Annotated in this window: 23 protein-coding genes; 11 read left to right on the top strand and 12 right to left on the bottom strand. The window is 67.4% G+C overall.

All coding sequences use genetic code 11. From position 1 onward, the window contains the following. Window positions 1-117 precede the first annotated feature (117 nt). Genes VK98_RS21450 through VK98_RS23520 form a run of 6 tightly spaced genes read left to right on the top strand, consistent with a single transcriptional unit; the run spans window position 118 to window position 10,638 of the window. Window positions 118-5,829, top strand: a complete 5,712-nt coding sequence (locus VK98_RS21450) for an amino acid adenylation domain-containing protein (protein ID WP_197083132.1) — start codon at window positions 118-120, stop codon at window positions 5,827-5,829. Continuing rightward, the gene (locus tag VK98_RS21445) at window positions 5,826-6,998 is read left to right on the top strand and encodes an acyl-CoA dehydrogenase family protein (RefSeq protein ID WP_048415977.1); all 1,173 of its coding nucleotides are present in this window, start codon (window positions 5,826-5,828) and stop codon (window positions 6,996-6,998) included. Before VK98_RS21450 ends, VK98_RS21445 begins: the two co-directional genes overlap by 4 nt. Further along, the gene (locus VK98_RS21440) at window positions 6,995-7,960 is read left to right on the top strand and encodes a phosphotransferase family protein (protein WP_048415976.1); all 966 of its coding nucleotides are present in this window, start codon (window positions 6,995-6,997) and stop codon (window positions 7,958-7,960) included. The genes VK98_RS21445 and VK98_RS21440 overlap by 4 nt, the downstream gene beginning before the upstream one ends. Before the next feature lie 50 nt (window positions 7,961-8,010). Continuing rightward, window positions 8,011-8,916, top strand: coding sequence for an NAD(P)/FAD-dependent oxidoreductase (locus VK98_RS21435; protein ID WP_048415975.1), 906 nt, complete (start codon window positions 8,011-8,013; stop codon window positions 8,914-8,916). A 46-nt stretch (window positions 8,917-8,962) separates the two neighbouring features. Continuing rightward, window positions 8,963-9,877, top strand: a complete 915-nt coding sequence (locus VK98_RS21430; RefSeq protein ID WP_048415974.1) for an alpha/beta hydrolase — start codon at window positions 8,963-8,965, stop codon at window positions 9,875-9,877. Continuing rightward, window positions 9,874-10,638 carry a thioesterase II family protein gene (locus tag VK98_RS23520; protein WP_197083131.1) on the top strand — a complete coding sequence of 255 codons (765 nt, stop codon included), beginning with the start codon at window positions 9,874-9,876 and terminating at the stop codon, window positions 10,636-10,638. Before VK98_RS21430 ends, VK98_RS23520 begins: the two co-directional genes overlap by 4 nt. 161 nt (window positions 10,639-10,799) lie before the next feature. Here the strand turns inward: VK98_RS23520 and VK98_RS21420 are convergent, their stop codons facing one another. The 5 genes from VK98_RS21420 to minC all read right to left on the bottom strand — a co-directional run bounded on the left by VK98_RS21420 (window position 10,800) and on the right by minC (window position 14,006). Beyond that, complete coding sequence (locus tag VK98_RS21420; protein ID WP_048415973.1) at window positions 10,800-11,165, bottom strand: VOC family protein; 366 nt, start codon at window positions 11,163-11,165, stop codon at window positions 10,800-10,802. A gap of 82 nt (window positions 11,166-11,247) precedes the next feature. Continuing rightward, window positions 11,248-12,186, bottom strand: a complete 939-nt coding sequence (locus tag VK98_RS21415; protein WP_048415972.1) for a LysR substrate-binding domain-containing protein — start codon at window positions 12,184-12,186, stop codon at window positions 11,248-11,250. A 3-nt stretch (window positions 12,187-12,189) separates the two neighbouring features. Next, window positions 12,190-12,447, bottom strand: coding sequence for a cell division topological specificity factor MinE (gene minE / locus VK98_RS21410; RefSeq protein WP_019104116.1), 258 nt, complete (start codon window positions 12,445-12,447; stop codon window positions 12,190-12,192). Between the two features lie 3 nt (window positions 12,448-12,450). Then, window positions 12,451-13,263, bottom strand: a complete 813-nt coding sequence (gene minD / locus VK98_RS21405; protein ID WP_019104115.1) for a septum site-determining protein MinD — start codon at window positions 13,261-13,263, stop codon at window positions 12,451-12,453. Between the two features lie 26 nt (window positions 13,264-13,289). Then, complete coding sequence (gene minC, locus VK98_RS21400) at window positions 13,290-14,006, bottom strand: septum site-determining protein MinC (RefSeq protein WP_048415971.1); 717 nt, start codon at window positions 14,004-14,006, stop codon at window positions 13,290-13,292. A gap of 381 nt (window positions 14,007-14,387) precedes the next feature. Here minC and VK98_RS21395 point away from each other — a divergent pair, with 381 nt between their 5' ends. Then, window positions 14,388-14,954, top strand: a complete 567-nt coding sequence (locus tag VK98_RS21395; protein ID WP_048415970.1) for a phasin family protein — start codon at window positions 14,388-14,390, stop codon at window positions 14,952-14,954. Between the two features lie 45 nt (window positions 14,955-14,999). Here VK98_RS21395 and VK98_RS21390 read toward each other — a convergent pair whose 3' ends face one another. After that, complete coding sequence (locus VK98_RS21390) at window positions 15,000-15,728, bottom strand: hypothetical protein (RefSeq protein WP_156188011.1); 729 nt, start codon at window positions 15,726-15,728, stop codon at window positions 15,000-15,002. Between the two features lie 334 nt (window positions 15,729-16,062). Further along, window positions 16,063-16,590, bottom strand: coding sequence for an inorganic diphosphatase (gene ppa, locus VK98_RS21385; protein WP_048415968.1), 528 nt, complete (start codon window positions 16,588-16,590; stop codon window positions 16,063-16,065). A 132-nt stretch (window positions 16,591-16,722) separates the two neighbouring features. On the opposite strand from ppa, the gene coq7 reads away from it, so the two are divergent. Beyond that, window positions 16,723-17,343 (top strand): 2-polyprenyl-3-methyl-6-methoxy-1,4-benzoquinone monooxygenase, encoded by a 621-nt coding sequence (gene coq7, locus VK98_RS21380; protein ID WP_048415967.1) that lies wholly within the window; start codon window positions 16,723-16,725, stop codon window positions 17,341-17,343. 66 nt (window positions 17,344-17,409) lie between these two features. On the opposite strand, the gene VK98_RS21375 is transcribed toward coq7, so the two are convergent. From VK98_RS21375 to VK98_RS21360, 4 genes are all read right to left on the bottom strand, one after another. Further along, window positions 17,410-18,444 carry a DUF475 domain-containing protein gene (locus VK98_RS21375; protein ID WP_048415966.1) on the bottom strand — a complete coding sequence of 345 codons (1,035 nt, stop codon included), beginning with the start codon at window positions 18,442-18,444 and terminating at the stop codon, window positions 17,410-17,412. A gap of 125 nt (window positions 18,445-18,569) precedes the next feature. Next, complete coding sequence (locus VK98_RS21370) at window positions 18,570-19,781, bottom strand: DUF1615 domain-containing protein (protein ID WP_048415965.1); 1,212 nt, start codon at window positions 19,779-19,781, stop codon at window positions 18,570-18,572. Between the two features lie 67 nt (window positions 19,782-19,848). Further along, a complete protein-coding gene (locus VK98_RS21365) occupies window positions 19,849-20,583 on the bottom strand; it encodes an ABC transporter substrate-binding protein (RefSeq protein WP_048415964.1) in 735 nt (244 codons plus the stop codon). A gap of 135 nt (window positions 20,584-20,718) precedes the next feature. Then, window positions 20,719-21,426: a peptidoglycan DD-metalloendopeptidase family protein gene (locus VK98_RS21360; protein WP_048415963.1), complete on the bottom strand. Its 708-nt coding sequence runs from the start codon at window positions 21,424-21,426 to the stop codon at window positions 20,719-20,721. Window positions 21,427-21,546: 120 nt separating this feature from the next. Between VK98_RS21360 and VK98_RS21355 the strand changes: the two genes are divergently transcribed. From VK98_RS21355 to tdh, 3 genes are all read left to right on the top strand, one after another. Continuing rightward, the gene (locus tag VK98_RS21355) at window positions 21,547-22,269 is read left to right on the top strand and encodes an ABC transporter substrate-binding protein (protein WP_082159169.1); all 723 of its coding nucleotides are present in this window, start codon (window positions 21,547-21,549) and stop codon (window positions 22,267-22,269) included. Between the two features lie 198 nt (window positions 22,270-22,467). Further along, window positions 22,468-23,667 (top strand): glycine C-acetyltransferase, encoded by a 1,200-nt coding sequence (locus tag VK98_RS21350; RefSeq protein WP_048415961.1) that lies wholly within the window; start codon window positions 22,468-22,470, stop codon window positions 23,665-23,667. A 50-nt stretch (window positions 23,668-23,717) separates the two neighbouring features. Further along, window positions 23,718-24,743: an L-threonine 3-dehydrogenase gene (gene tdh / locus VK98_RS21345; protein WP_197083130.1), complete on the top strand. Its 1,026-nt coding sequence runs from the start codon at window positions 23,718-23,720 to the stop codon at window positions 24,741-24,743. Between the two features lie 409 nt (window positions 24,744-25,152). Here the strand turns inward: tdh and VK98_RS21340 are convergent, their stop codons facing one another. Then, entirely contained in the window at window positions 25,153-25,947 is a 795-nt protein-coding gene (locus tag VK98_RS21340; RefSeq protein ID WP_048415959.1) for an SPOR domain-containing protein, read from the bottom strand. Window positions 25,948-25,978 lie beyond the last annotated feature (31 nt).

Genomic DNA, 25,978 nt, shown 5'->3' with positions numbered 1-25,978 from the left:
GGTGCTGGCGCATTGCCTGTCGCCACAGTCGGGCGGCCTGACGCCGTCGGACCTGCCGCTCGCCCATCTGGACCAGGACGATATCGACGAAGTGTTACAGCTACTGAACGAACAGTCATGAACCAAACATTATCGAATGCCGCACAGCAAGCCCGCTCGAAAGTCGAGACCATGCTGCCGTTGACGCCGACGCAGCAGGGCCTGCTGTTCCATACGCTGAAGTCGCCGGATTCCGGCGTCTATTACGAACAGGTCGCCTGCGCCTTCCACGCCGCGCTAGACGCCGCCGATTACCGGCGCGCGCTGGAAGCGGTGATCGCGCGCCACGGCGTGCTGCGCACCGGCTTTCTGTGGGACGGGCCGTCCAAGCCGGTGCAGGTGGTCTTCCGCGACGTCGAGCTGCCGTGGGTGGAGGAGGACTGGCGACAGTTCGACCCCGAGGAACAGCAGCGCCGCCTCGCCGCCTACCGCGACGCGGACCGACGTCCCGGCTTTCACCTGAGCCGCGCGCCGCTGATGCGCTGCGCCTTGTTCCGCACCGGCGAGCAGCGCTACGAGTTCGTGTGGAGCTATCACCATCTGTTGCTGGACGGCTGGTCGGTGCAGATCGTGCTGGGCGAAGCGCTCGCCTTCTACGACGCGCTCCGGCGCGGCGCGGCGCCGGCGCTGCCGCCGCCCCAGCCGTACAGCGCCTTTCTGCACTGGCTGGACGAGCAGGACGGCGCCGCGGCCGAAGCCTTCTGGCGCGCGCGGCTGGGCGATGTGCGCTCGGCCACGCCCTTGCCGTTCGCCGACGAGGCGAGCCCGGACCGCGCGCCCGGCCACGGCCTGATCGAACGCGAACTCGACCCGCGGACGAGCGAGGGACTGCAGCGGCTGGCGCGTGAGTGCGAGCTGACCCAGAGCACGGTGATCCAGGCCGCCTGGGCGCTGTTGCTGGCGCGGGCGAGCGGCCGCGACGACGTGGTGTTCGGCACCACCGTGTCCGGCCGGCCGGCCGGGCTGCGCGGCGTCGAGCAGATGGTGGGGCTCTTCGTCAACGCGCTGCCGACGCGCGCCTCCGTCGACGCGGCGCTGACGCTGGGCGACTGGCTGAGACAGCTGCATCGCCGGCACGTCGACGCCGAAGCCTACGCGTATACGCCGCTGCACGCGATTCCGGCCTGGAGCGGCGTCGCCCCCGGCGCGCCCTTGTTCGAGAGCCTGGTGGTGTTTGAGAACTACCCGGCGCGCGCGGACGCGACGCGCTACCGCGAGCAACTGGGCGTCAGCGACGTCGAGGTGGTGGAACAGACCAATTATCCGCTGACCGTGGTCGCGATTCCCGGCGAGCGCCTGCGCCTGCGCCTGCATTTCGACCGCCAGCGGCTCACGCAGGCGTCGGCGGAGCGTATCGTCGAAATGCTGGCGGAAGTGCTGGGCCAGTTCGAACGCGGCGGCCCGGCGCTGAGCGTCGCGCGAGCCTCGCTGCTCGGCGACGAGGCGGGCCGCGCGCTGGCCGCGCGGTGGAACGCGGAGGCCCGACGCGCGGACGATGCGGAGCGCCAGTGCCTGCATCGCCGCTTCGAGGCGCAGGCGCGCGCGCGGCCGGACGCCGTCGCGCTGAGCTGCGACGGCGAGACGCTGACTTACGCCGAGCTGGATCGCCGCGCGAACCGGCTGGCGTGGCGGCTGGACGCGGCCGGAGTGCGCGGCAACGCGCCGGTGGCGCTGGCGTTCGGGCGCGGCGTGGACAGCGTCGTCGCGATCTTGGCGGTGCTGAAGGCGGGCGCCTGCTATGTGCCGCTCGATCTCGACCATCCGCCGGAACGCCTAGAGTGGATACTGGACGACATCGGCGCCGTCGCGCTGATCTGCGGCGCCGAGGCGGGCGAGCGCTTCGGCGGTTTCGGCGGCGAGCGTATCGGGATGGATGAGGCGCAGGCGTCGGGCGAAGGCGAGGACGCGCCGCCGCCGCGCGAGACCTCGCCGACGGATCTTTGCTATGTGATCTACACCTCGGGCTCGACCGGTCAGCCCAAGGGCGTGTGCGTCGAGCACCGCAATGCGGACCACCTGTTCGCGTCCACGCGCCGGCGCTACGGCATCGGGCCGTCGGACGTGTGGACCCTGTTCCACTCCTACGCCTTCGATTTTTCGGTGTGGGAAATCTGGGGCGCCCTGCTGCACGGCGGGCGGCTGGAAATCGTGCCTTACCGCTGTTCGCGCGCGCCGGACGAATTTCTCGCGCTGCTGGAGCGCGCGGGCGTCACGATGCTGAGCCAGACCCCCAGCGCCTTCAAGCAACTGCTGCGCGCGCTGGACGAGGCGCGGCGGCCCTTGCCGGCCGGCTTGCGCCACGTGTTCTTCGGCGGCGAGGCGACGATACCCAGCCAGTTCGCCGCCTGCCTGCGCGATGCGGACGGCGTCGCGCTCGTCAATCTCTACGGCATCACCGAGACCACGGTGCACGTGACCGAGCGCGTGCTGGGCCCGGGCGACGCGCAGTCCTCGCGCAGCCCGGTGGGCCGGCCCTTGCCCGGCTACCGCGTCTACCTGCTCGACGCCGCCGGCCACCCGGTGCCGCCCGGCGTGCCGGGCGAAATCTACGTGGGAGGAGAGGGCGTGGCGCGCGGCTATCACAACCGTGCCGAGCTTGACCGCGAGCGCTTCATCGCGGACCCGTACCTGCTCGGCGCGCGGCTTTACCGCAGCGGGGACCTCGGGCGCTGGGACGCGCGCGGCGAACTCGACTACCTGGGCCGCATCGACGACCAGGTCAAGATCCGCGGCTTCCGCATCGAACTGGGCGAGGTGGAGGCGGCGCTGGCCCGGCATCCGGACGTCGCCGCCGCGGCGGTGATGGTCGACGACGCGACCCTGGACGGCCACGCCCAATTGGCGGGCTTTGTGGTCGCGCGCGAGCCGGCGCGCGTCTCCGGCGTCGCCTTGCGGGACTGGCTCGCGCAGCGCCTGCCGCCGCACGCGATTCCGGCGCGGCTGATCGAGATGGACGCGATTCCGCTGACCAACAACGGCAAGCTCGATCGCCGCCGGCTGGCCGACGCGCTGGCGGCGGACGGCGCAGCGGCGCGTCCGCACGTCGCGCCGCGCAACGCGGTGGAGCAGGCGCTGGTCGGCGTGTTCGAGTCCGTGCTCAAGCGCTCGCCGGTCGGCGTCACCGACAACTTCTTCGAGCTGGGCGGCGATTCCATCCTGAGCATCCAGATCCTGTCGGCCGCGCACAAGGTGGACATCGATTTTTCGCTGGAGGATCTGATGAGCGCGCTGACCATAGAGCGGCTCGCGCCGCGCGTCCGCCAGGCGGGCTCGGCGCCGGCCGCCGCGAGCGCGCCGCCGCCGCTGGACCCCGCGTACGAGGACGCGTATCCGCTGAGCGCGATGCAGATGGCGATGCTCGCCAACGAGATGCGGCACGGCCAGGACTCCGCCTATCACAACGTCAACGATCAGCGTCTGGCCCTGCGCTTCGACGCGGCCGCTCTGGAGGCGGCGCTGCGCGGCGCCTTCGAACGCCATCCGGCGCTGCGCACCGCCTTCGACCTGGCCGCCGAGGAGGAGCCGCTGCAGTATGTCCATCGCCGGGTGCCCTTGCCGCTGGCGGTCAGCGACTGGCGAGGCCTGGAGCCGGCGCGGCAGGACGCGCGAATTCTCGATTGGCGCGAGGCCGAGCGGCGCCGGCGCTTCGACGTCGAGCGTCCGCCGTTGATCCGCTTCGCCGTGCATCGCCTGAGCGAGGACGAGCTGCATATCGGCGTGACCAAGCATCACGCGATTCTGGACGGCTGGAGCTTCAACCTGCTGCTCTCCGAGCTGATTTCCGACTACTCGGCGCGGCTGGCCGGGCGGCCGCCGGCGCTTGCGGCGCCGGCGAGCCGGTTCCGAGAGTTCGTCGAGCGGGAGCGCGAGGCGGCGCGTTCGGACACGCTGCGCGATTGGTGGCGCGCGCGGCTTCAAGCCTTGCCGGCCACGCGGCTGGCGCGCGAGCCGGACGGCGACGCGGCGCCGGCGGAGGTGCCGATCTCGGCCGCGCAGTCGGCGCGCCTGCAAGCGCTCGCCGCGAGCGCGGGCGCCTCGGTGAAAAGCGTGCTGCTGACGGCGCATCTGCTCGCCTTGTCGCGCATCGCCGGCGCGCCGGCGGTGACGAGCGGCGTGGTGTTCAACGGCCGCAGCGAGGGCGTAGACGGCGACCGCGCGCTGGGCCTGTTCCTGAACAGCCTGCCGCTAGGCTTCGATTTCTCGGCCGGCGTCGGCGACCCCGCCGCGCTGGTGCGCGCGGTGCAGGCGGCCGAGCTGGAGGTCTTCAGCCGCCGGCGCTATCCCCTGATCGAGCTGCATAGGCAGGCCGGCACGGTGTTCGACGCGCTGTTCAACTTCACGCATTTCCGCGCGCTGGAGGAGGCGGTGCGCGACATCGACGTTTCCGACGGCTACGCCAGCGACACGACGAATGTGCCGCTGGTGGTGCAAAGCAGCTTCGACGGCCGGCGAGGCGTGTTGCGGATCAGCTTGGTGCCGTCGCGCGGGCATTTCTCGGCGGCGACCGTCGGCCGCTTCGTCGCTTGCTACGCGGACGCGCTGCGCGCGCTGCTCGGCGAATCCGCGCCGGCGGAACCGGGCGCGGAAATCTTGGCCGAGAACAAGGCGGACGGCGGCGAGCGCAGGAGCGAGGCCTCGGCGGCGGCGACGCCGTCCGCGGTCAAACCGTCCGCCGCGTCGCGGCCCCGCGGCGCGGCGCTGCGGCGCGAGCTGGGCGCGCTGTGGGCGGCGGTGCTCAAGCGCGACCCGCCGTCCGACGACAGCGACTTCGTCGCGCTGGGCGGCGATTCGCTGCTGATGCTGAGGATTTGCTCCCGCGCCGGCCGGGCTTTCGGGCTGGACGCGCGGGTGGTGGCCCGCCTGCTGACGGCGCAGACGGTGGCCGAGCAGGCCCGGATCATAGAAACCGACGGCGCGGGCGAAGACGGCGCCCGGGTCGGCGCGCTGGTCGCGCTGTCCGCGGCCGGCGACGCGCCGCCGCTGTTCTTCGCGCCCGGCGCGGGCGGGCATGCGCCGTATCTGCGCGCGCTGGCGGCGGAGCTGCCCAACGCCTTCTCGGTCTGGGGCATGACGCTGCCCGGACCCGACGACGACGGCGCGGGCGGCGTCGAAGCCATCGCGACGGCGCTGATCGCCGACATCCGGCGGGTGCAGCCCTACGGCCCGTACCGGCTGGGCGGCCATTCCTTCGGCGGTTGGGTCGCCTTCGAGATCGCGCGGCAATTGGCCGGGCAGGGCGAGGCGGTGGATTGGGTCGCGGTGGTCGACAGCCTGCCGCCCGGGCCCGCGGCGGCGGCGCGCAGGGAAGACTGGACCGACGGCCGCTGGATCGCGGAAATCGGCAACAGCTTCGCGCGCCTGGCCGACGTCGGGCTGGCGTTCGCAGAGGAGGAATTCGACGCGCTGGACGAGGCGCGGCGGGTGGAGCGTTTGCGCGAGCGGCTGATAGCGGCGGGCGCGGTGCCGGAGGAACTGGGCCTGGCCGAATTCGCGGCGCGCGTGCGCGCCTTCATCGCGCATTCGCAGACCGACTACGCGCCGGAGACGCCTTATGCGGGCGCGCTGCACCTGATGGTCGCCGCCGATCAGGACGGCGACGCGGCCGGCGGCGACGCGCTCATCGACGGCTGGCGCCGGGCGGCGCCGGCCGCGGCGGCGATCCGCCTGCCGGGCGACCACATCGGCATCATGCGGCATCCGTTCGTCAGCGGGCCGGCCGCCGCCTTGCGCGCCGCCGAAGCCGCCGCGCGCCGCGCCGTTTCAGTGAAGGAAACCGAGGAAGAACAATGAATACACGAGTGAAGGCATTCTCCGCCGTCGAGGCGGCGCTGGCGGAACCTGAGGCGGCGCTCGCCAACGGCGATTTCGAAGCCGTGGAGCGGCTGATGAGCGGCGTCCGCGAGGCCAACCGAATGAAGGGCCTCTGGCTGCCGCAGGTGCCGCGCGCCGACGGCGGCCTGGGTCTGAGCCTGCTGGAGCTGGTCGAGGTGGGCGAGCTGCTGGGCGCCTCGCCGCTCGGCCATTACGCGGTCAACTACCAGGCGCCGGACGCCGGCAACATCGACGTGCTGCTTGAATACGCGACCCCGGCGCAGCGCCGGCGCTGGCTGGAGCCGCTGTTGCGCGGCGAGCTGCGCAGCTGCTTCGCGGCGACGGAGCCGGAGTCCGCCGGATCGAATCCCTCCTCGCTGAAAACCACGGCGGTGTTCAAGGACGGCGCCTGGCGTTTGAGCGGCCGCAAATGGTTCGCCTCCGGCGCCGACGGCTCGGGCTTCGCCATCGTGCTGGCCGTCACCGACGAGGCCGCGCCGCTGCACGCGCGCACCAGCACCTTCATCGTGCCGACCGACGCGCCCGGCTTCCGCCGCGTCCGCAATCTGCGGGTGATGGGCGACGAGGGCTGCGGCTGGGCCAGCCACGGCGAACTGGTGCTGGACGATTGCCGGGTGGGCGAAGACGCGATGCTGGGCAAGCCCGGCGAAGGCTTCGTCGTGCTGCAGTCCCGGCTCGCCACCGGGCGGCTGCATCATTGCGCGCGCTGGATAGGCGTGTGCGAGCGCGCCTTCGCCATCATGTGCCGGCGCGCTTGCCGCCGGGAGCTGGCGGCGGGCGAGCTGCTGTCCTCGCGCCAGACCGTGCAGAACTGGATCGCCGAGAGCCGCGCGTCTATAGACGCCGCGCGGCTGCTGGTGAACCAGGCGGCCACGCGGCTGCAGAACCGCCACGAACGCGCGCAGATCGACATTTCCATCGCTAAATTCTTCGTGGCCGGCGCGACGCAGACCGTGCTCGACCACGCGCTGCAAGTGCAGGGCGCGCTGGGCGTCAGCGGCGACACGATTCTCAACGTGCTGTGGCGGCACGAACGCGCGGGGCGGATCTACGACGGCCCGGACGAAGTCCACAAGAGCCTGGTGGCGCGCCATGCGCTGGCCGGCTTCCGCCGGGAGCTGGCGTGAGCGCGCGGATCGCGGAGCGCGCGATGGCGGCGCTGGGCCGCTCCGGGGCCGGCGCGCGCGCGACGCGCGTCGGCGGCGGCCGGGCCAGCGAAGTGTTTCTGGTGCAGGGAGGCGACCGCGAGCTCATCGCTTACTGGCTGCCTGAGGGCGGCGCGCGCGAGGCGAGGCGCCGCTTCGCGCTGCTTGAGCGCCTGGCCGGCCAGTTCCGGCTGGCGCCCAGGCCGCTGGCGGTCGACGACGGCGAAGACGCCGCCCTGTTGCTGGTCGAAAAGCTGGACGGCGTCGCGCCTGCCGCCTGCGGGCAGCTCGCGCCGGACACCGTGCGCCGGCTCGCGGAAAACTTCATCGCGACGCTGGCGAGCCTGCATGCGCTGGCGGTCGCGCCGGCCGACCGGCCCTCCGACTATCTGCGCCGCATCCTGGGCGAGTGGCGGCGGCGCTGGAACGCGGAGGAGGCGGGCGAGGCGCTGGACGCGGATTTTCGCGCGGCGGCCGACTGGCTGACGGCGCTGCTGCCCGAGACCGAGCCCGCCGCCTGGCTGCACAACGACTACAAGCTGGACAACATCCTCGTCGATCCGGGCGATCCCGCGCGCGTGGTGGGCGTCGTCGATTGGGAGCTGGCCGCCGTCGGCCATCCGCTGGCCGACCTCGGCGCCGCGCTCGCTTACTGGATAGAGGGCCGGGATTCTTCGCTGCTGCGGCTGGACGCGCCGGGGCCAAGCTGCGCGCCGGGCGCGCCGACGCGCGCGGCGCTGGTGGACCTGTACGCGGCCGCGGCCGGGCGCGAAGTGCCGTCTCCCGCCTACTGGTACGCCTACGGCCTGCTGCGGCTCGCCGTGATCACTCAGCAACTGGCGCTGCGGCGCCGCGACGAAGGGCTGCGCGTGCCGCGCGCCAAGCTGATCGTGCGCTGGCTGCTGGACCGCGCGGCGGAAGCCTGCGGCGGCGGCCGGCTGTGACCGTCGCCCGCGCGCCGTCCCACCCATTTGAGACCAAGGACACCCAAGTCATGCATTCCGATACTTCCCCAAGCTTCTTCGACGTCGTCGTGATCGGCGGCAGTCACGCCGGACAATCCGCCGCGCTGCAGATCGCGCGCGCGCGCCGCCGCGTGCTGGTGATAGACGCCGGCGCGCGCCGCAACCGCTTCGCCGCCCAATCTCACGGCGTGATCGGCCAGGACGGACGCTCGCCCGACGCGATCGCCGCGGACGGCAAGGCGCAGCTGCTCGCCTATCCCAACGCGCAATGGCGGGCGGACGCCGTGGTCCGGGCGCAGCGGACCGACGCCGGCTTCGCGCTCCGCTGCGCCTCCGGACAAGACTACGGCGCGCGCCAGCTGGTGCTGGCCTTCGGTGTGGTGGACGAACTGCCGGAACTGGAAGGCCTCAGCGAGCGCTGGGGGCTGAGCGTGTTCCACTGCCCTTACTGCCACGGCTACGAACTGGACCGCGGCCGCATCGGCGTGCTCGGCGGTGACGCCTTGTCCTATCTGTCGGCGATGCTGATGCCGGAATGGGGGCCGACCGTGTTCCTGACCGACGGCGGCTTCGAACCGGACGAGGAGCAGCGAGAGGCGCTGGCGCGGCGGGGCGTCGAGATCGTGCGCGAGCGGATCGCGCGCGTCGTCGACCGCGCCACCGTCGAACTCGCCGACGGGCGCCGGCTTGAGTTCGACGGCCTGTTCACGATGAACCGCATCCGGCTGTCCAGCCCCGTCGCGGAGCAGCTGGGCTGCGCGATCGAGGAGGGGCCGCTGGGGCCTTATGTGCGGACCGACGACGCGATGGAGACTTCGACGCCCGGCGTGTTCGCCTGCGGCGACATCACGCACCGCGGCGGCACCGTGGCGCTGGCCATCGGCAACGGCGCGTTGGCGGGCATCGCCGCGCATCGCAAGCTGGTGTTCGCCTGAGGCGCGCGGCGGCGCGCCTTCCTTTCTATTCACCGGAAATCGATCAATGAGCTGGCAAAACGTATGTTTCTCGTGGCTGTTGCGCAGAACGGCCAAATCCCTGACCCGCAAACCAGGCCTGACCGCCGAGGAAATGCGGACGCGCAGCGCGAAATGGGCGCGCGGCGAGGTTAAACCGCCGCGCGGATGGCGGGTGCGCAAGCTGGACGCGCGGGCGCTGCGCGGCGAGTGGATAGAGCCGGAGTCCGCCGCGCGGCGCGAGGCGGCCGGCCGGGTCATCCTGTATCTGCACGGCGGCGGCTATTGCTTCTGCTCCCCGCTGACCCACCGCGGCGTGGCCGCCGCGCTGGCGGTGGAGGCGGACGCGCGCGCGTTTTCGCTCGACTATCGGCTGGCGCCGGAACATCCCTTCCCTGCCGCCGTCGACGACGCGCTGGCGGCGTATCAGGCGCTGTTGGACGAGGGCGTGGCGCCCGGCCGCATCGTGGTCGCCGGCGATTCGTCCGGGGGCGGGCTGGCGCTCGCGCTGCTGCTGTCGCTGCGCGATGCGGGCGCGCCGTTGCCGGCCGGCGCGGTCTTGTTCTCGCCGTGGACGGACCTGGCGGCGACCGGGGCGTCGCTGGAGGCGAACGACGCGTCCGACGTGATGCTGTCGGCCGTCGCGGTGAGGAATTTCTCGCGTTATTACCTCGGCGACGCCGCGGCCGACCATCCGATCGCCTCGCCGCTCTACGGCGAGTACGCTGGCCTGCCCGATCTGTTCATCCAGGCCAGCGACAGCGAGGTGTTGCTGGACGACGCCGCGCGCGTGGCCCGCAAGGCGAGCGCGGCCGGCGTCGCGGTGGACTTCAAGGTGTGGCAGCGGCTGCCGCACGCATGGGCGACCTTGGCGCCGATGTTGCCGGAGGCGCGAGCGGCGATCAGAGAAGCCGGCGGCTTCGTCCGCAAGGTGGCGTCGTGAGCCGCGCGTGGACGCCGGCGCCGGGCGGCGCCTGGGTGGACGCCGCGCCGGCGGGCCGGCAGGCGGCGCTGCGCCTGTTCTGCTTTCCGTACGCGGGCGGCGGCGCGGCGGTGTTCCGGGGCTGGGCGGAGCGGCTGCCGGCCGCGGTCGATGTCCGGCCCATGCATCCGCCGGGGCGGGGGAAGCGGTTTCATGATGCGCTGCGCTATTGTCTGGATCAGCTGGCCGACGAGGCGACGGACGCGCTCGCGCCGCTGCTGGACCGGCCTTACGCCTTGTTCGGCCACAGCATGGGCGCGAGCCTGGCGTTCGAGGTGGCCCAGCGGGCGCAGGCGCGAGGCCTGCCGGCGCCGGCGTGCCTGATCGTTTCGGGACGCGCGGCTCCGCATCTGCCGGCGAGGGATAAGCCTATCCACGCTTTGCCGGACGAGTTGTTCCTGGACGAAGTGATGAGAATGAACGGCACGCCGCCCGAGGTGCTGGAGCACCCCGAGCTGGTCAAGCTGATGCTGCCGGTGCTGCGCGCCGATTTCGAGGCGATAGAAAGCTATCGTCCCGAACCGCGTCCGCCGTTGAACTGCCGCATCGTCGCTCTCGGCGGTAGCGAGGAAGAGGGCAGCGCCGAGGCGACGGCGTCATGGCGCGGCTACAGCACCTGCGGCTTTCGCGGCGAAATGATGCCCGGCGACCACTTCTTCCTGAACGGCAGGCCCGAGAGCCTGTTCGCGCTGCTGAACGAGGAGCTTGGCCGCGCTTTGTGAGGGCCGGCCCGCGGAGTGTTAGAACGTGTTTACGATCTCGCGAGCTAAGGCGAGACAAGGCGAAAACGGCTGAGAAAGCGGAATGTACGAGTGGTACATGAGCATTTCGAAGCCGGTTTCAACGCCGTATCGCCGACGCGCAGCAGATCGTAAACAGGTTCTTATAGGTTCTGGCCGACGCGCCACAGCACGCCGGAAGGATCGTGCAGGCAGAAGTCGCGCATGCCCCAGGGCTGGTCCACAAGCGGGCCGATCTTGGCCGGATAGCGCTCGGCGATGCCCTGTTCCAGCCATTGGCGGTGCCAGGCGTCGACATCGTCCACCAGCAGGTGCAACACCAGGTTTTCCGCCAGCTGAGGGTGATAGAAGTCTTGCAGCAGGAAGCTGCACTGGCCGTGGACGAAGTAGCTGACGCCGTGGCCGTCCGATTTTTGCTCGAAGCCCAGATCGGCGTAAAAGCGCTGCGACAGCGCGTAGTCGCGGGCGGGCACGAAGACTTTGATTTCAATGCTGCGCAATTGGGACACGGCGGAACTCCTTGCGGCGGATGGTCGGAAAAAAACCGCTGTGGCGGAGGCGCGCAGCGGTTGCTTGGGTTTGAGGGCCGGCTTATTGCGCCGGCGTTTCGCCTTCCAGCATGGAAACGCCTTCCAGCCCGGAGCGGAACACCGCTTGCTGCAGGGTGTCGATCGCCTTCTTGCGGAAGAACTGCTTGCGCGTCACCAGCAGCACGCGGCGCTGCGGCGCCGGCGTCTTGAACGGCACCACCGACAGCAGGGACTCGTCGGTGGGGCCTATCGAGGTGGACGGCATCACGGTGACGCCCATGCCGCTGGCCACCATATGGCGTATGGTGTTGAGCGAGCTGCCTTGCAGATTGGCCGCCAGCGTGCCGCCGTGGCTCTGGCGGCTGGCCAGATCGCTGCAGGCCTGCAGCACCTGATCGCGGAAGCAATTGCCCTGGGTCAGCAGCAAGACGCTTTCGTCGGCCAGCTGATTGGCGGCGATCGCGCCCAGCTTTTCCCAGGGATGGCCCTTGGGCGTGGCGACGACGAAGGGTTCGTCGTACAAGGGGCTGGCCACGGTGCCGGCCTCATCGAAGGGGTCGGCGACGATGATGGCGTCCACCTCGCCGCGCTTGAGCATTTCCGACAGCCGGGAGGTGTAGTTCTCCTCCAGGATCAGCGGCATGTCCGGCGCCAGGATGCGCAGCGCCGGGATCAGCCGCGGCAGCAGATAGGGGCTGATGGTGAAAATCACCCCCAGCTTCAGCGGGCCGACCAGTTCGTTCTGGTGCTCGCCGGCCAGCCGCTTGACGGTCTCGGCCTCCTCCAGCACGCGTTGCGACTGCTCGATGATGCGCTCGCCGATCTCGGTGACGCTGACTTCCTGGCCGCCGCGCTCAAACAGCGTGACGCCCAGTTCGTCCTCCAGCTTCTTGATGGCGATGGACAGCGTCGGCTGGCTGACGAAGCAGCTTTGCGCGGCGCGGCCGAAGTGGCGCTCCCGCGCCACCGCGACGATATAGCGAAGTTCGGTCAGCGTCATGGCTCAGCGCTGGTGCTCCGGCAACACGATATTGACTTCCAGCACTTCGAAGTCGTCCTGGCGCTCCACTTGCACCTTGATGTCGTCCAGATTGACCGCCACGTATTTGGAGATCACTTCCATCAATTCGCGCTGCAGCGCCGGCAGATAGTCCGGCGCGCTGCGGCCGTTGCGTTCGTGGGCCAGGATGATTTGCAGACGTTCTCTGGCAATGGCCGCGGTTTTCTGGCGCTTGCCAAAGATCATTTCGATCAGGGACATGACTTAACCTCCAAAGAGGCGTTTCAGGATGCCCACTTTGGGGGCGTCGAGGAAACGCATCGGGCGCTCTTCGCCCAGGAAACGCGCCACCACGTCGGAATAGGCGTCGGCAACGTCCGAGCCTTTCAGGTGGATGGCCGGGGTGCCGGAGTTGGAGGCTTGCAGAACGGTCTGCGACTCCGGAATCACGCCCAGCAGCGGCACGCGCAGAATCTCCTTCACGTCGTCCACCGACAGCATTTCGCCCTTGTCGACGCGGCCGGCGGAGTAGCGGGTGATCAGCAGGTGCTCCTTGACCGGCTCGCGGCTTTCTTCCGCGCGCTTGGACTTGGAGGACAGAATGCCCAGGATGCGGTCGGAATCGCGCACCGAGGAGACTTCCGGATTGGTGACGATCAGCGCTTCGTCGGCGAAGTACAGCGCCATCAGCGCGCCTTTCTCAATGCCGGCCGGCGAGTCGCAGACGATGTATTCGAAGCCGGCTTCGGCCAGGTCCTTCAACACCTTCTCCACGCCGTCCAGCGTCAAGGCGTCTTTGTCGCGGGTTTGCGAGGCGGGGATGATGTAGAGGTTGTCGCAGTTCTTGTCCTTGATCAGCGCCTGGTTCAGGCTGGCTTCGCCGTTGACGACATTGATCAGGTCATAGACCACGCGGCGTTCGCAACCCATGATCAGGTCCAGGTTGCGCAGGCCGACGTCGAAGTCGATGACGACGGTTTTGTGACCGCGCAACGCCAGGCCGGAGGAGAAGCTGGCACTGGTAGTGGTTTTACCGACGCCACCCTTGCCGGACGTCACAACGATGATTTTTGCCACAGTCGATCCCTTTGAATAATGGCTTGTTACTCGCCGAGCGCGGTCATGACCAGGCGCTCGTTCTCAAGATAGATTTGAGTCGGCTTGCCCAGAATGCTCTCGGGCAAGGCTTGTTCGATAGTTCGATAGACCCCGGCGATGGACACCAGTTCGGCCTCCATGCTGCGGGCGAAAATGCGGGCGCCGGCGTTGCCGCGCGCGCCGGCGAGGGCGCGGCCGCGCAGGGGCGCGTAGATGTGGATGTTGCCGTCGGCGATGACTTCCGCGCCAGCGCTGACCATGGCCAGCACGATCAGGTCGCAGCCCTTGGCGTAGATTTGCTGACCGGCGCGCACCGGGCGGTCGACGATCATCGCGCCGCTGGCCGGGGCCGGCTCGGGCGCCGCGGGCTTGTCGGCGGGTTCCGGCGCGTTCTGCGCCGAGCGCGGCGGCGTGGCGCTGCTGGTGTAGGCGAGGCCGAACTGGCTGGCGACGCCGGCCAGCGCGGTGCTGGGGTGGCGCAGGGCCACCGCGCGGATGCCGCGGCGGCTGAGCATGGGCAGCAGGCGGCCGTAGTCCAGTTCCGTCGGGGCGGGCAGGGCCTCCACGTCGAGAACGAAGGCTTCGACCGGCGCGTCGTGGCCGGTGCCGAAGCGCGCGTCCAGCGCCTGGCTCAGTTCGTCCAGATCGTCGGTGCGCAGCAAGAGCGCCAGCAGGTCCAGGCTGGCGGATTTTATGTCGAATGCGTTGGCCGCAGGGCTCATTGTACTTGGCTTCATGTAGATAGATTTATTCTATGGGGCGAGTGTACTGGGTTGCTGACGGGCTTTCAATGGCGTTGCTCGGCTTGGGGCCAAAAGGCCGAAATCGGCCGGCGCAACGGGCTTGGGCGCTGGCAAGTGTTGCAATTGCGGGAATCGCCGCGCAATGAGAAAGGTAAGGGCGTCGTTGTAATGTCTTTGGAATGTTTGTGTTACAAAAATTCATGAAAAATAGTGGTTTAGCGGCTTGTGCGTTGCAACATTTTCTTGACTCGAGAAAAGCGACCCGCCACAATGGCAATTGTTGCGATGCAACATCATGAGCGCAGGTTAAGTTCGCTGTCGTTGCTGAGCTGTCAATTTTGGATATTTTTAGGAGTCGTCATGTTTACCACTACTCAAGAATTCTCCGCTCTCGGCCAGTCGCAGTTCGACAAGGCCGTGCGTTTCTCCTCCATCGTGCTGGCCGGCGCCGAGCGTCTGGCCGCGCTGCAACTGGATCTGTCGCGCAAGCTGCTGGCCGACAACGCCCAGGCGATCAAGGCCTTGAGCGAAGCCAAGGATCCCAAGGCTTTCGCCGAGGTGCAGAGCAACCTGGCCCAGCCGTCCATCGATCAAGCCTTCTCCGTGGCGCGCAATGTCTACGACGCCGCGTTGGCCACCCAGAACGAACTGGCCGCTTTTGTCGAAGAGCAGATCGCCGAAGGCAATCAGACCCTGCTGAGCAATCTGGACCGTCTGTCCAAGAACGCGCCGGCCGGTTCCGACGCCGCGGTGTCGGCGCTGAAAAGCCTGGTGAACACTTCCAACGCCGCTTTCGAAAGCGTGTCCAAGACCGCCAAGAAAGTCAGCGCGGAAATTGCCGAAGCGAGCGTTGAAGCCGCCACCAACTCCGCCAAGGCCGCCAGCGCCGCTGTCGCCCGCGGCAAGAAGGCGAGCAGCGCCGTCTGACTTCGGCCCTAGTCGTGAAAAAAGCCCGCATTCATGCGGGCTTTTTCAGTTTTTGGGGCGCAGCGGCGTTTGGGCGGCGAAATCGTCCCACAGCTGCCGCCAGGCTTGCTGGCAGCCGTCCGCCTGCACGATCAGCCCGGCCAGGCTGGCGGCGTAGTGCTCTTGTTGCCGGGGGGCTTCGGCGAAGTCCCGCCGCGCCGTCGGATTGTCCTCGGGCAGCATGCGTTCCCGTAGGTAGCGTTGGGACAAGCGCACCAGTTGTTCCCACAGCCGCCACTGCTCGCGCAGCGCGGTTTCCCAGTCCGGCGCGGTCGGCGTGGACGGGCAGGGCGGCGGCTGCCGTCTCAGCATGAACAGCAAGGCCTCCCAGACCTGGCGGGTATAGCGCGCGCTGCCCGCGGGGCCGCAGCGCAGCCAGGCGGCCGGCAGCGGCGCCAGCGCGTCCAGCAAGGCCAGGGCGTCGGGCGGCGGCGCGCTTTCGGCGCCCAGCAACAGCATGAAGCCGAAGTCCGCGCCCAGCGCCTGCCAGGCGCCGTCCAGCTCCAGCAAGGGGATGCCTTGTTCTAGACAGAGCCGCAGTCGGGGAGGCAGGGAGGCTTGATGCAGGGGGTCGACATTGATCCAGCAGCCGGAGGGCAGGTAAAACCCTTGCCAGTCGCGAGGCAGCCAAGACGGCAGCCCGCTTGCGCCCGCGGACGCGGGCAAACCCCGGCTGGCCAGGCGCTGCTGGAGCCAGTGGAGTTGCGGTGCTGAGCCTTGGGCGATATGGGTCACGGTGGTTCCGGTTGGGCTGCCCGACGCTATGGCGACGGGCGGCGGGGCATTTGGCGCGCGCGTCCGGCATCGCTGTCCTGGGCGCGCCCCGGCGCTCCTAATGGAACGATACCTGCAATGCGGCGACGGGTAAAAGTATTATTTATGGTATTTAGTAACAATCACTTGCTTTTCTAACTGGGCGCGGCGACGGCGCCCAGACAGCTGCGATTGTAGCAAATATTGATGGCATATTGCGTTGCAATATCAGCGTTGGCGAATGTGCGGCGTCGGCCGCGGGCATGAAAAAACCGGCGACCCGCGCCGGTTGTTTGTCAGGGCAAGCGCCGCGCGCTTATTTTTCGAAGCGGGCGATGCCGTCGACCAGCTCGGCCTTGGCGTCTTCCAGAGTGCCCCAGCCTTGAACCTTGACCCACTTGCCCGGTTCCAGGTCTTTGTAGTGCTCGAAGAAGTGAACCATCTGGTTGCGCAGCAGTTCCTGCAGGTCTTCCAGCTTCTGGATGGACTTGTACATCGGGCACAGTTTTTCCACCGGCACGGCCACCAGCTTGGCGTCAACGCCGGACTCGTCTTCCATCTTGATCAGGCCCAGCGCGCGACAGCGCACCACCACGCCCGGCGGCAGCGGGAACGGGGTGACCACCAGCACGTCAACCGGATCGCCGTCGCCGGCCAGGGTTTGCGGCACGAAACCGTAGTTGGCCGGATACATCATGGAAGTGCCCATGAAGCGGTCAACCACCAGCGCGTTCCAGTCTTTGTCGAATTCGTATTTGATCGGGGCGGCGTTGGCGGAGATTTCGATGACGACGTTGAAGTCGCCCGGCATGTCTTTGCCCGGGCCGATGCTAGCGAGATCCATCAGGGGAATCCTTGTTGAACGTGTTGAACACAATGTTTCGATAAACTGCGCGATTATAGCAGTAGCTGCCGCGCCGCGTATCGGGCGGGTATAATCGCCGGCGATTGTGTTAGCGCGAGAAAGAGCGGATTGATGCTGGACAAATGGATCGTCGAGTTCGACAAGGGGTTGCGCACCCTGTTTGCTTCCGCGCAAAGCCTGAGGCCGCATCCGGACGCGGCGCTGGACGAGGCGGAGCTGGCGGCTGAGGAAAAGAAACACGCGCTGGGGCTGATGCGGGTCAACCACTGCGGCGAGGTGTGCGCCCAGGCTTTGTACCAGGGGCAGGCGCTGACGGCGCGCACGCCGCAGGCGCGCGAAGCCTTGCGCCAGGCGGCGCAAGAGGAGGTGGAGCACCTGGCCTGGACCGAGCGGCGCATCCGCGAACTGGGCGGCCGGCCCAGCGTGTTCAACCCGCTGTGGTACACCGGCTCGCTGGCGATAGGCGTGGCCGCCGGGGTGCTGGGCGACAAGTGGAATCTGGGCTTCCTGGAGGAAACCGAGCAGCAGGTGGGCGCGCATCTGGACAGCCATCTGAGCCGTTTGCCGGCGGCGGACGTCAAGAGCCGCGCCATCGTCGAGCAGATGCGCGACGATGAGCTCAAGCATGCGGACATGGCCCATGAGTTGGGCGCGGCCCAATTGCCGGCCCCGGTCAAGGGCGCGATGAAGCTGTCGGCCAAGCTGATGACGGGCGCCAGCTACCGGCTTTGACTGCGTGCTTCCTTAAAAGAAAACAGGCCTGGATTCCAGGCCTGTTCGCATTGCGGCGCGGGCGTTTCAGTCGCGGTGGCGTTTGCGCCCCGGCAGGCTGGTGACGATGCCCAGCCCGATGATGGCGACGCTGATCAGCCCTGTGGTCACTTCGCCCAGCTCGACATGGAGCGCGGCGGCGAACATGATGGCCACCAGGGCGCCGATGGCCCAGAACGCCGAAGTCTCCAGGTATTTGAACTGGCCGATGATGTTGCGCTCCACCAGCAGGATGGTCATCGAGCGCACGAACATCGCGCCTATGCCCAGCCCGGCGGCGATCAGCCAGAAGTTGTTGGTGATGGCGAAGGCGGCGATCACGCCGTCCATGGAGAAGCTGGCGTCCAGCGTTTCCAGGTAGACGAAGCCGATCAGGCCGTTCTTGGCGGCGGCGGTCTGGATATCCATGCCGCCGAACAGCTGCTTGAACACATGCAAGGCCATGAACACCACGTAACCCCAGAAGCAGCTGCTGAGAAACTCCATCTTCTGGCCGGCGGGAATGGCGGCGGCCACCAGCGCGATCAGCAGGATGGCGATCAGCGACTGGGCGTTCTCAACCGAGCCCAGCCGCGCCAGCAGCGGTTCGACGGCCGGCAGCCAGTGTTCGTCCTTTTCCTTTTTGACGAAGTACTCCACCACCACCATCAACAGGAAGGTGGCGCCGAAGCCCATGATCATCAGGTGGGAGTCATGCATGATCTGCTGGTAGCGCAGCGGTTCGCGGGTGGCGATGGAGAAAGCCTCGAGCAAGGGCGTGTCGCCGGCGACGGCGACGATGAGCAGCGGGAACAGGATGCGCATGCCGAACACCGCGACGGCGATGCCCACCGTCATGAAGAGCTTGCGCCACAGCGGGCTCATCGCCTGCAGCACGCTGGCGTTGACGACCGCGTTGTCGAAGGAAACGCTGGTTTCCAGGATGGCCAGCACCAGGGCGGTGACCAGGAAGGAGCCGGCCATGGTCGGGCCGCCCAGCTGGAAGCCGTACCAGCCGGCGGCGGCCAGCACGACGACGCTGAACAGCAGCGAGCCGGTGAAATAGGAGAGCGTGGTGCGCATGAATGGATTCGCCTTGTTGTGCCGGGCGGATTCAAGCCGCCCGCCGCTTCGCGCCGCAAGCGGCGCGGGCGGGTGATGACGTGGGATTATAATCGCGGCGCTTCGGCGAAGCGCGTGGCTTTGGATCAACGCGCGCGGGCCAGGCAGCTTTGGTAGCGGCCGTCGACGCGTTTGGCGAACCATTCGGTGGTCAGCTTGCGGGTGATCTTGGGGCTTTTCAGGTCGATTTGCGGCAGCTGTTCGCGCGGCGCGGGCTTGCCGAAGCGCTGGTCAGCCAGCGCGTAGGTCTTGCGGTAGAGCTCGCTTTGGCCGAAGGCCGCGCTTTTCTCCAGCTTCAGGTCTCGCAGAATCTCGCCCTGGCCCATGCCCAGCTTGCCGCCCTGGCTGATCACCGCGCTCTGGGTGGTGCTGGGGTAGACCTTGCCGTCCTTGTAGCTGAGCAGGTCGCCGTCCAGCGTCAGATCCTTGCCGCTGAGTTTCTCCATCACGGCTTGGAAGGCCGCGTTGCGGCTGCTGTAGCGGCCGGCGTTGAAGTCGGCGAAGCGGTACAGCATCTGGCTGTAAGGCGCCGGGTATTGCAGCAGGATGGCCGCGCCGAAGTAGACGCCGCCGCGGCGAGTGAACACTTCCTGGCGGATGCCGCCGCTGCGCGGGTAGGGGTAGGGCCAGACTTTGACGTGCCCTTCGGCGAATTCGACGCTGACCTGCATCGGCCCGCCGGTGCGGATCGGGTTCTTCATGCTCATCGGCAGGCCCAGCTTGCTGGCCTCGCGCGCCATGTCCTCGAACAGATCGTTCATTTCCCGTTCGGTGCGCAGGCTGTCGATGCGCGCCTTGTAGCTTTTGCCGTTGGGCGAAGTCTTCATCAGAGCGGCCTTGACCACCGGCAGCGGGATCAGATAGCCGTGGGCCCGTTCGGCGATCTTGTCCCAGACGATGGCGGGCAGATTGGGCACGGTGGGGTCCGCCTGCCAGCTGGATTCCTGCTCGATCACCGCCGCCAGCGCGCAGAAATTCTCCGCGGTATAGGGAATCTTCAGGTGAGTGAAGGCCGCGAGCATATCGTTGCTCCAGCCCTGGCGGTCGCGAATCTTGGCGGGCAGCAGGCGATTGAGCAGCAGGCGTCCGGCCTGCGGGTCGTTGTAGGCCGGCCTGAGCGGCGGCGCGCTCACCGGAGGAGGCGACGGCGGCGCTTCGACCGCCGGCGCGGGGGCCTCCGGCTCGCTTGGAACCGGGGCGACGACGACGGGCGCGGCGACGGGGGCCGGCGGGCTGACGTTGGCGCAGGCGCTCAGCAGCGCGGGCAATAGGGCAAACAGCAAACGGGATGGTTTCACGGTGCGCGGGACGGTGCGGAATCAAACCGTGAAGGTTAGGCTATCTTGCTGTCATCGGCAATCGCGCTCAGAGGTTCTGGTAACGATTCACGATTTGCTTGTAGACGCCGCTTTTCTGTATCGCGCGCAGGCCCAGATTGAATTCGTCCTTCAGCGGAGCGCTGCGGAAGGCCATCCGGTACACGGTGGGGGCGAATAGACGGTGGATGTCCACCGGCGCGGTTTTTTCCTTGAACTGGGTGACGAGCTTGTGGTTCATCCAGGCGAAGATGTTGCGGTCGGCCACCACCACGTCCACTGAGCCGCGGAACAGCAGCCGGTTTTGATCCACCTGATTGGCGGTTTCGGCGTAATTGGGATTGGTCTTGGCCATGTCCTTGAAGGCTTCGCCCAGGTATTGCCGGGCCAGGGAGAAGGCCAGCACCCGGTAGGCGCCCAGCTCCTTGGCCTGGCGCAGCTGGATGCGGCGGCTGCTGAGCGTGATCGCCACATCCTCGTAGCTGATGTAGACGTCGGAATACTCGGCCTGCAATCCGGCCTGCTCGCCCACGGTGGCCACCGCGTCGATGTCCTTGTTCTTCAAGGCCATCGGCAGCCGGGGTTGGGAAAAGAAGACCGGCTCTATCCGGTAGCCGCGTTCCTGCAGCGCCGCGCGCACGATCTCCAGTTCCAGCCCGCTCTTGCCGCCCTCCATCACATAGGGCTCCAGCGACTCCCCAAACGCCACCTTGACGGTCTTGTGCGCATGGGCGTTGGCGCCGAGGGCAAGCAGCAAGCTGCCAAGCAACAGTAATCTCCCCATTGGCCTGCCTTAATTTGACTTCCTCGCTTCTGGCCCGCGCAGTGGAAGCCGTGCTGTCCGGGCGATAGGGTTGCGCATCGGGCGCGACATGCATTTTGCGCGTTCGTCGCCGGCGCTGACAAGCGGCCTCGCGGCTCAGTCCGCCAGATAAGGCATGGGATCGACCGCCGAGGAGCGGACGCGCAGTTCAAAGTGCAGCTTGACCCGGGTGGTGCCGGAACTGCCCATGGTGGCGATGGTGTCGCCGGCCTTGACCGTCTGCCCTTCCTTGACCAGCAAGGACTGATTGTGAGCATAGACGGTGAGGTGGGCGTTGTCATGCTGGATGATCAACAGATTGCCGTAGCTGCGGATGCCTTTGCCGGAGTAGGTGACCCTGCCGCTGGCCGCCGCTCGGACCGGGGCGCCCGCCTCGCCGGCGATGTCTATGCCCTTGCTGCCCTGGCCGTTGAACTTGGCGATGATCGGACCCTTGGCCGGCCAGACCAGCTTGATGTTGGCCGCTGGACGAGCCGCGGGCTTGCTGGGCTCGGAGGCGGAGGGCTTGGCCGCGGGCCGGCTGGGCTGCGGACGCTTGGGCTTGGCGGGCGCAGGCGCGGCGCCGGTGGGCGGCGACACGCGCAGCAATTGGCCGGCATTGATGCTGCTCGGGTCTTTCAGTCCGTTCCAGCGCACCAGGTTCGCCACGCTGACCCGATGGCTCTGGGCGATGCGGAACAGGGTGTCTCCCGGTTTGACGCGGTAAAAGCCGGCGGACTCCACCGCGGCGGGTTGCGAGGTGCTGGCGCAGGCGACAAGCAGCAGGGACAGGGAACTGGAAACGAGGCGGACGGACAAGGACATGGCGCAGATTCTAGCATCGCCGCCGACGGCTGCGCGCTTTCTGTGCGCAAACGCCGGCGGCTGGACTAAAAATCATGTTAAGGACTGTGACGGGCGCGGGCATAGGGCGGAGGTGACGGGATGAAACTGGGATGGTTGATGTGCGGCTTGTGGAGCGTGGCGGCGCTGGCGGCGGAGCCGTCGACGCTTTCCATCTACACCGTGGAGTATCCGCCGCTGGTGTTTAAAGGCGAGAACGGCAAGCTGAGCGGCATCGCCGCGGAGGTGGTGGCTCAGGCGGCGCAACTGGCCGGCCTGAGCATGCGCGTGCCGGAGATCCCCTGGAAGCGCGCCCAAATGCAGGTGCAGCAAGACGCGGACAGCTGTCTGACGCCTTTTACGCGCTCCCCGGAGAGGGAAAAACTGTATCGCTGGGTGGGGGTGGTGATGGAGAGCAATCAATCCCTGTTCATCAATACCCATCATCCGGTGGCCTTGAGTTCGCTGGACGACGCCAAGGGCAAGCGCGTGGTGGTGTTGCTGGGTTCGTCGATGGCGGACTACCTGAAAAAGAACAATATCGCCTATTCCGTCCGGCCCACGCCGGAGGAGGCCGAGCGCGAGCTGGCGGCGGGGGTGGCGGATGTGTGGGCGGTGCATGACGTGGTGGCCAACTACACCATCAAGCAGGTGGGAACGCCGGCGGACAGCATCCGCGAGGCCTTGCAAGTGCAAACCACCAGCATCTATCTGGCCTGCAGCCTGAAAATGCCGGACGCGACCGCCTTGAAGCTGAGCAGGGCGTTTCAGCAGCTGCGCGAAAGCGGCAAGCTGGAAAAAATCATCGCCAAATATTTGAAGTGACGATAGTTGGCGCGTGGTGTTTTATGGTGACAGTGTCGATTCGTATCAATTTTTCAAGGTTACAGTATCTTGGAAAAACACATTGAACTGTCACTGATGGCTGTGAAATGGCTGGGCTAGAATGGTGCCAGTTTTTGAGCCGCCAAGAATCCGGCGGCGCAATGGTGATTCTTTTGTCATCCCTGGACAAGGACAGTCATGAACCGAACCTACTTAGCCCATCTTGAAGCCACGCTGGCGCAGATTCGCGCCGACGGTTTTGAAAAACCCGAGCGCGTGATCGCCACGCCTCAGCGCGCGGACATCGCCTTGAGCAACGGCAGCAATGTGCTGAACTTCTGCGCCAACAACTACCTGGGCCTGGCCGACGACCCGCGCCTGATCGAGGCGGCGAAGAAGGGCATGGACGACTTCGGTTACGGCTGCGCCTCGGTCCGCTTCATCTGCGGCACCCAGCAAGTGCACAAGGAGCTGGAACAGGCGATTTCGGGCTTTTTGGGCACCGACGACACCATCCTGTACTCCAGCTGCTTCGACGCCAACGGCGGCGTGTTCGAAACGCTGCTGGGCGAAGAAGACGCGGTGATTTCCGACGAGCTCAACCACGCCTCCATCATCGACGGCGTGCGCCTGTCCAAGGCCAAGCGCTTCCGTTACAAGAACAACGACATGGCCGATCTGGAGGCGCAACTGGTCGCCGCCGAACAGGCCGGCGCGCGCTTCAAGCTGATCGTCACCGACGGCGTATTCTCCATGGACGGCATCATCGCCGATCTGAAAACCCTGTGCGAAGTGGCCGAGCGCCACGGCGCGCTGGTGATGGTGGACGATTCCCACGCCGTCGGCTTCATCGGCGACAGCGGCGCCGGCACGCCGGAACTGTGCGGAGTCGCCGATCGCGTCGACATCTACACCGGCACCCTGGGCAAGGCCCTGGGCGGCGCGTCCGGCGGCTATGTGTCCGGCCGCAAGGCGATCATCGATCTGCTGCGTCAGCGCTCGCGTCCGTATCTGTTCTCCAACACCCTGGCCCCGGCCATCGCCGCCGCCAGCCTGGAAGTGCTGAACATCCTCAAGGGCGGCGAGGGTGCCGAGCTGCGCGCCAAAGTACGCCGCAACGCCGAGCTGTTCCGCCAGGAAATGAGCGCGGCGGGCTTCACTCTGGTGCCCGGCCAGCACCCCATCGTCCCGGTGATGCTGGGCGATGCTAAGCTGGCGGGCGAGATGGCGGCCAAGCTGCTGGAAGAGGGCGTGTACGTGATCGGCTTCTCCTTCCCGGTGGTGCCCAAGGGCAAAGCGCGCATCCGCACCCAGATGTCGGCGCGCCACAGCGAAGAACAGGTTCGCCTGGCGGTGGCGGCTTTCATCAAAGTGGGCCGCGAACTCGGCGTGATCTGAGGCGTTGCGCCGCGCGCCCGTGGAGGGCGCCGCGGCGGATAGGAATAGAAATGAAAGCATTATCCAAACTGAAGGCCGAGCGCGGCCTGTGGATGACCGATGTGGCCAAGCCGGAAATCGGCCATAACGATTTGTTGATCCGGATTCGCAAGACCGCGATCTGCGGCACCGACATCCATATCTGGAACTGGGACGACTGGGCGCAGAAAACCATCCCGGTGCCCATGCACGTCGGCCATGAGTATGTCGGCGTGGTCGAGGCGATAGGCTCGGAAGTGCAGGGCTTCAGCGTCGGCCAGCGCGTGTCGGGCGAAGGGCACATCACCTGTGGCCATTGCCGCAACTGTCGCGCCGGCCGCCGTCACCTGTGCCGCAACACCTTCGGCGTGGGCGTCAACCGCGAAGGCGCCTTCGCCGAATATCTGGTGATTCCGGCCTTCAACGCCTTCCCGATTCCGGACGACATCTCCGACGACCTGGCGTCCATCTTCGACCCCTTCGGCAACGCGGTGCACACCGCGCTCAGCTTCAACCTGGTGGGCGAGGACGTGCTGATCACCGGCGCGGGCCCTATCGGCATCATGGCGGTGGCGATCGCTCGCCACGTCGGCGCGCGCCATGTGGTGATCACCGACGTCAACGAGTACCGGCTGGAGCTGGCGCGCAAAATGGGTGCGACCCGCGCGGTGAACGTGGCCAAGCAGGAGCTCAAGCAAGTGATGGCCGAACTGCATATGACCGAGGGCTTCGACGTCGGCCTGGAAATGTCCGGCAACCCGCAGGCCTTCCGCCAGATGTTGGACACCATGAACCACGGCGGCAAAGTGGCGCTGCTGGGCATTCCTCCGGCGGACACCGCCATCGACTGGAACCACGTCATCTTCAAAGGCCTGGAAATCAAGGGCATCTACGGGCGCGAGATGTTCGAGACCTGGTACAAGATGGTGGCGCTGATCCAGTCCGGTTTGGACATCACTCCCATCATCACCCACCATTTTCCGGTGGATGACTTCCAGCAGGGCTTCGAAGCCATGCTGTCGGGACAAAGCGGCAAGGTGATTCTGGACTGGAGCTGAAGGTAGGCGACGGCCTGACGAAAAACCCTCTTCGCCGGCGAAGAGGGTTTTTTTACGCGCATGGCCGCGGCTTGAACCTGCTTTGAGAATGTTTGAGCGTCGCCAGCGGGGCGGCGAGAATGGGCTGGCAAAAGGGATGGGGCGAAGGGGGCCAAGGACGGGCCCCGCGGCTCGGACCCTGTTCACTGTTCGCTGCGCTTCGGACAAGGGCCATGCAAGCCAGCTGGAAATGCCCATGCGCTACTCGCGCATGCCGCTTTTTCGCTGGTTTCCGCCTGGCCTCGTTCTGGCTTGAGAGACTTTGAACAGGTTTTCAGGCCGCTCGCGCGGTGTTTGTCCCGGTCCAATTGTTTGAGTGAGTTCAGAGCTTGCCCTCTCCGCCTTGCGGAGGGGGCTTTTTTATTTCGCCTTATTGCCCGGCCGGCGCCAGCAGCGGCGCATAGCCCAGGCCGCGCAACTTCTCCATGGTTTCGTCGGCTTCGGCGCGGCTCTTGAACGGGCCGACCTGCACGCGGGTGACGGTATGGGCCGGGATGCCGTGCTGTTTCAGCTCCTTCACCAGTTTTTCGGCGTTGCCGATGCTGGAGAACAGGCCCAGCTGGACTTGGTAGCCGATGGAGCTGCCGGCCGGCTTGGCCTTGACCGCGGCCTCCTTGGCCGGTGCCGCGGGTTTGTCCGCGGCGACGGGGGCTGCGACGGGAGGGGCTGCTTTGACGGGCTCGGCCGGCGCGCTCTTGCCGCCCGCCGCTTGCGGCGGAGTCGCCGCGGCGGGCGCTTTCGCCGTCGCGCGCTCATGCGCCGGAGCCGGAGCTGGCGCCGCCGCGTGCGCGGGCGGACGGTTGTTGACCACGGCCGGGGTCTTGTCCAGGTCGGGGCTGGCCGGGCTTGCGGCGCTGGGCGCTTGCGGCGCGCCGGCGGCTTCGGTCGCGGGCGCGCTGCTTTCCGCTGTCGGCGCGCTGGCGGGGGTGGGGGCCGGCGGTGCTTCCGCCGGGGCGGAAGCGGGCTTGATGATCTTGCCGGAACTGGGGCTCTGGCTGCTGGCGGTCATTTCCACCTTGGGTTTGTTGAAGCTGTCGGTCAGCGGAATGGCGGCCAGCGCCACGGCGACCAGGCCGCCGGCGATCAGCAATCGCTTTTTCAGCTTGCTGTTGAGGTCGGCTTCGCCGCCGGTCTTGTCGGGGTCTTGTTGATTTTGTTCGCGCATGGTCCGTGAGACTTGAGAAATGTGCAGCACA

The sequence above is a fragment of the Chromobacterium sp. LK11 genome, from assembly GCF_001043705.1.
Taxonomy (GTDB): Bacteria; Pseudomonadota; Gammaproteobacteria; order Burkholderiales; family Chromobacteriaceae; genus Chromobacterium; species Chromobacterium alkanivorans.
Note: the sequence above shows the minus strand (reverse complement) of the source record. Positions and strands in the feature narration are given on the sequence as shown.

Bases quoted from the DNA above. Each gene is read 5' to 3' on its own strand.
- VK98_RS21445 (WP_048415977.1), top strand. From the start codon at position 5,826: ATGAATACACGAGTGAAGGCATTCTCCGCCGTCGAGGCGGCGCTGGCG.
- VK98_RS21395 (WP_048415970.1), top strand. From the start codon at position 14,388: ATGTTTACCACTACTCAAGAATTCTCCGCTCTCGGCCAGTCGCAGTTC.
- VK98_RS21365 (WP_048415964.1), bottom strand. From the start codon at position 20,583: ATGGGGAGATTACTGTTGCTTGGCAGCTTGCTGCTTGCCCTCGGCGCC.
- VK98_RS21415 (WP_048415972.1), bottom strand. From the start codon at position 12,186: ATGACGCTGACCGAACTTCGCTATATCGTCGCGGTGGCGCGGGAGCGC.
- VK98_RS21450 (WP_197083132.1), top strand. From the start codon at position 118: ATGAACCAAACATTATCGAATGCCGCACAGCAAGCCCGCTCGAAAGTC.
- VK98_RS21430 (WP_048415974.1), top strand. From the start codon at position 8,963: ATGAGCTGGCAAAACGTATGTTTCTCGTGGCTGTTGCGCAGAACGGCC.
- coq7 (WP_048415967.1), top strand. From the start codon at position 16,723: ATGCTGGACAAATGGATCGTCGAGTTCGACAAGGGGTTGCGCACCCTG.
- VK98_RS21375 (WP_048415966.1), bottom strand. From the start codon at position 18,444: ATGCGCACCACGCTCTCCTATTTCACCGGCTCGCTGCTGTTCAGCGTC.
- VK98_RS21360 (WP_048415963.1), bottom strand. From the start codon at position 21,426: ATGTCCTTGTCCGTCCGCCTCGTTTCCAGTTCCCTGTCCCTGCTGCTT.
- ppa (WP_048415968.1), bottom strand. From the start codon at position 16,590: ATGGATCTCGCTAGCATCGGCCCGGGCAAAGACATGCCGGGCGACTTC.
- VK98_RS21350 (WP_048415961.1), top strand. From the start codon at position 22,468: ATGAACCGAACCTACTTAGCCCATCTTGAAGCCACGCTGGCGCAGATT.
- tdh (WP_197083130.1), top strand. From the start codon at position 23,718: ATGAAAGCATTATCCAAACTGAAGGCCGAGCGCGGCCTGTGGATGACC.
- minE (WP_019104116.1), bottom strand. From the start codon at position 12,447: ATGTCCCTGATCGAAATGATCTTTGGCAAGCGCCAGAAAACCGCGGCC.
- minC (WP_048415971.1), bottom strand. From the start codon at position 14,006: ATGAGCCCTGCGGCCAACGCATTCGACATAAAATCCGCCAGCCTGGAC.
- VK98_RS21435 (WP_048415975.1), top strand. From the start codon at position 8,011: ATGCATTCCGATACTTCCCCAAGCTTCTTCGACGTCGTCGTGATCGGC.
- VK98_RS21355 (WP_082159169.1), top strand. From the start codon at position 21,547: ATGAAACTGGGATGGTTGATGTGCGGCTTGTGGAGCGTGGCGGCGCTG.
- VK98_RS21340 (WP_048415959.1), bottom strand. From the start codon at position 25,947: ATGCGCGAACAAAATCAACAAGACCCCGACAAGACCGGCGGCGAAGCC.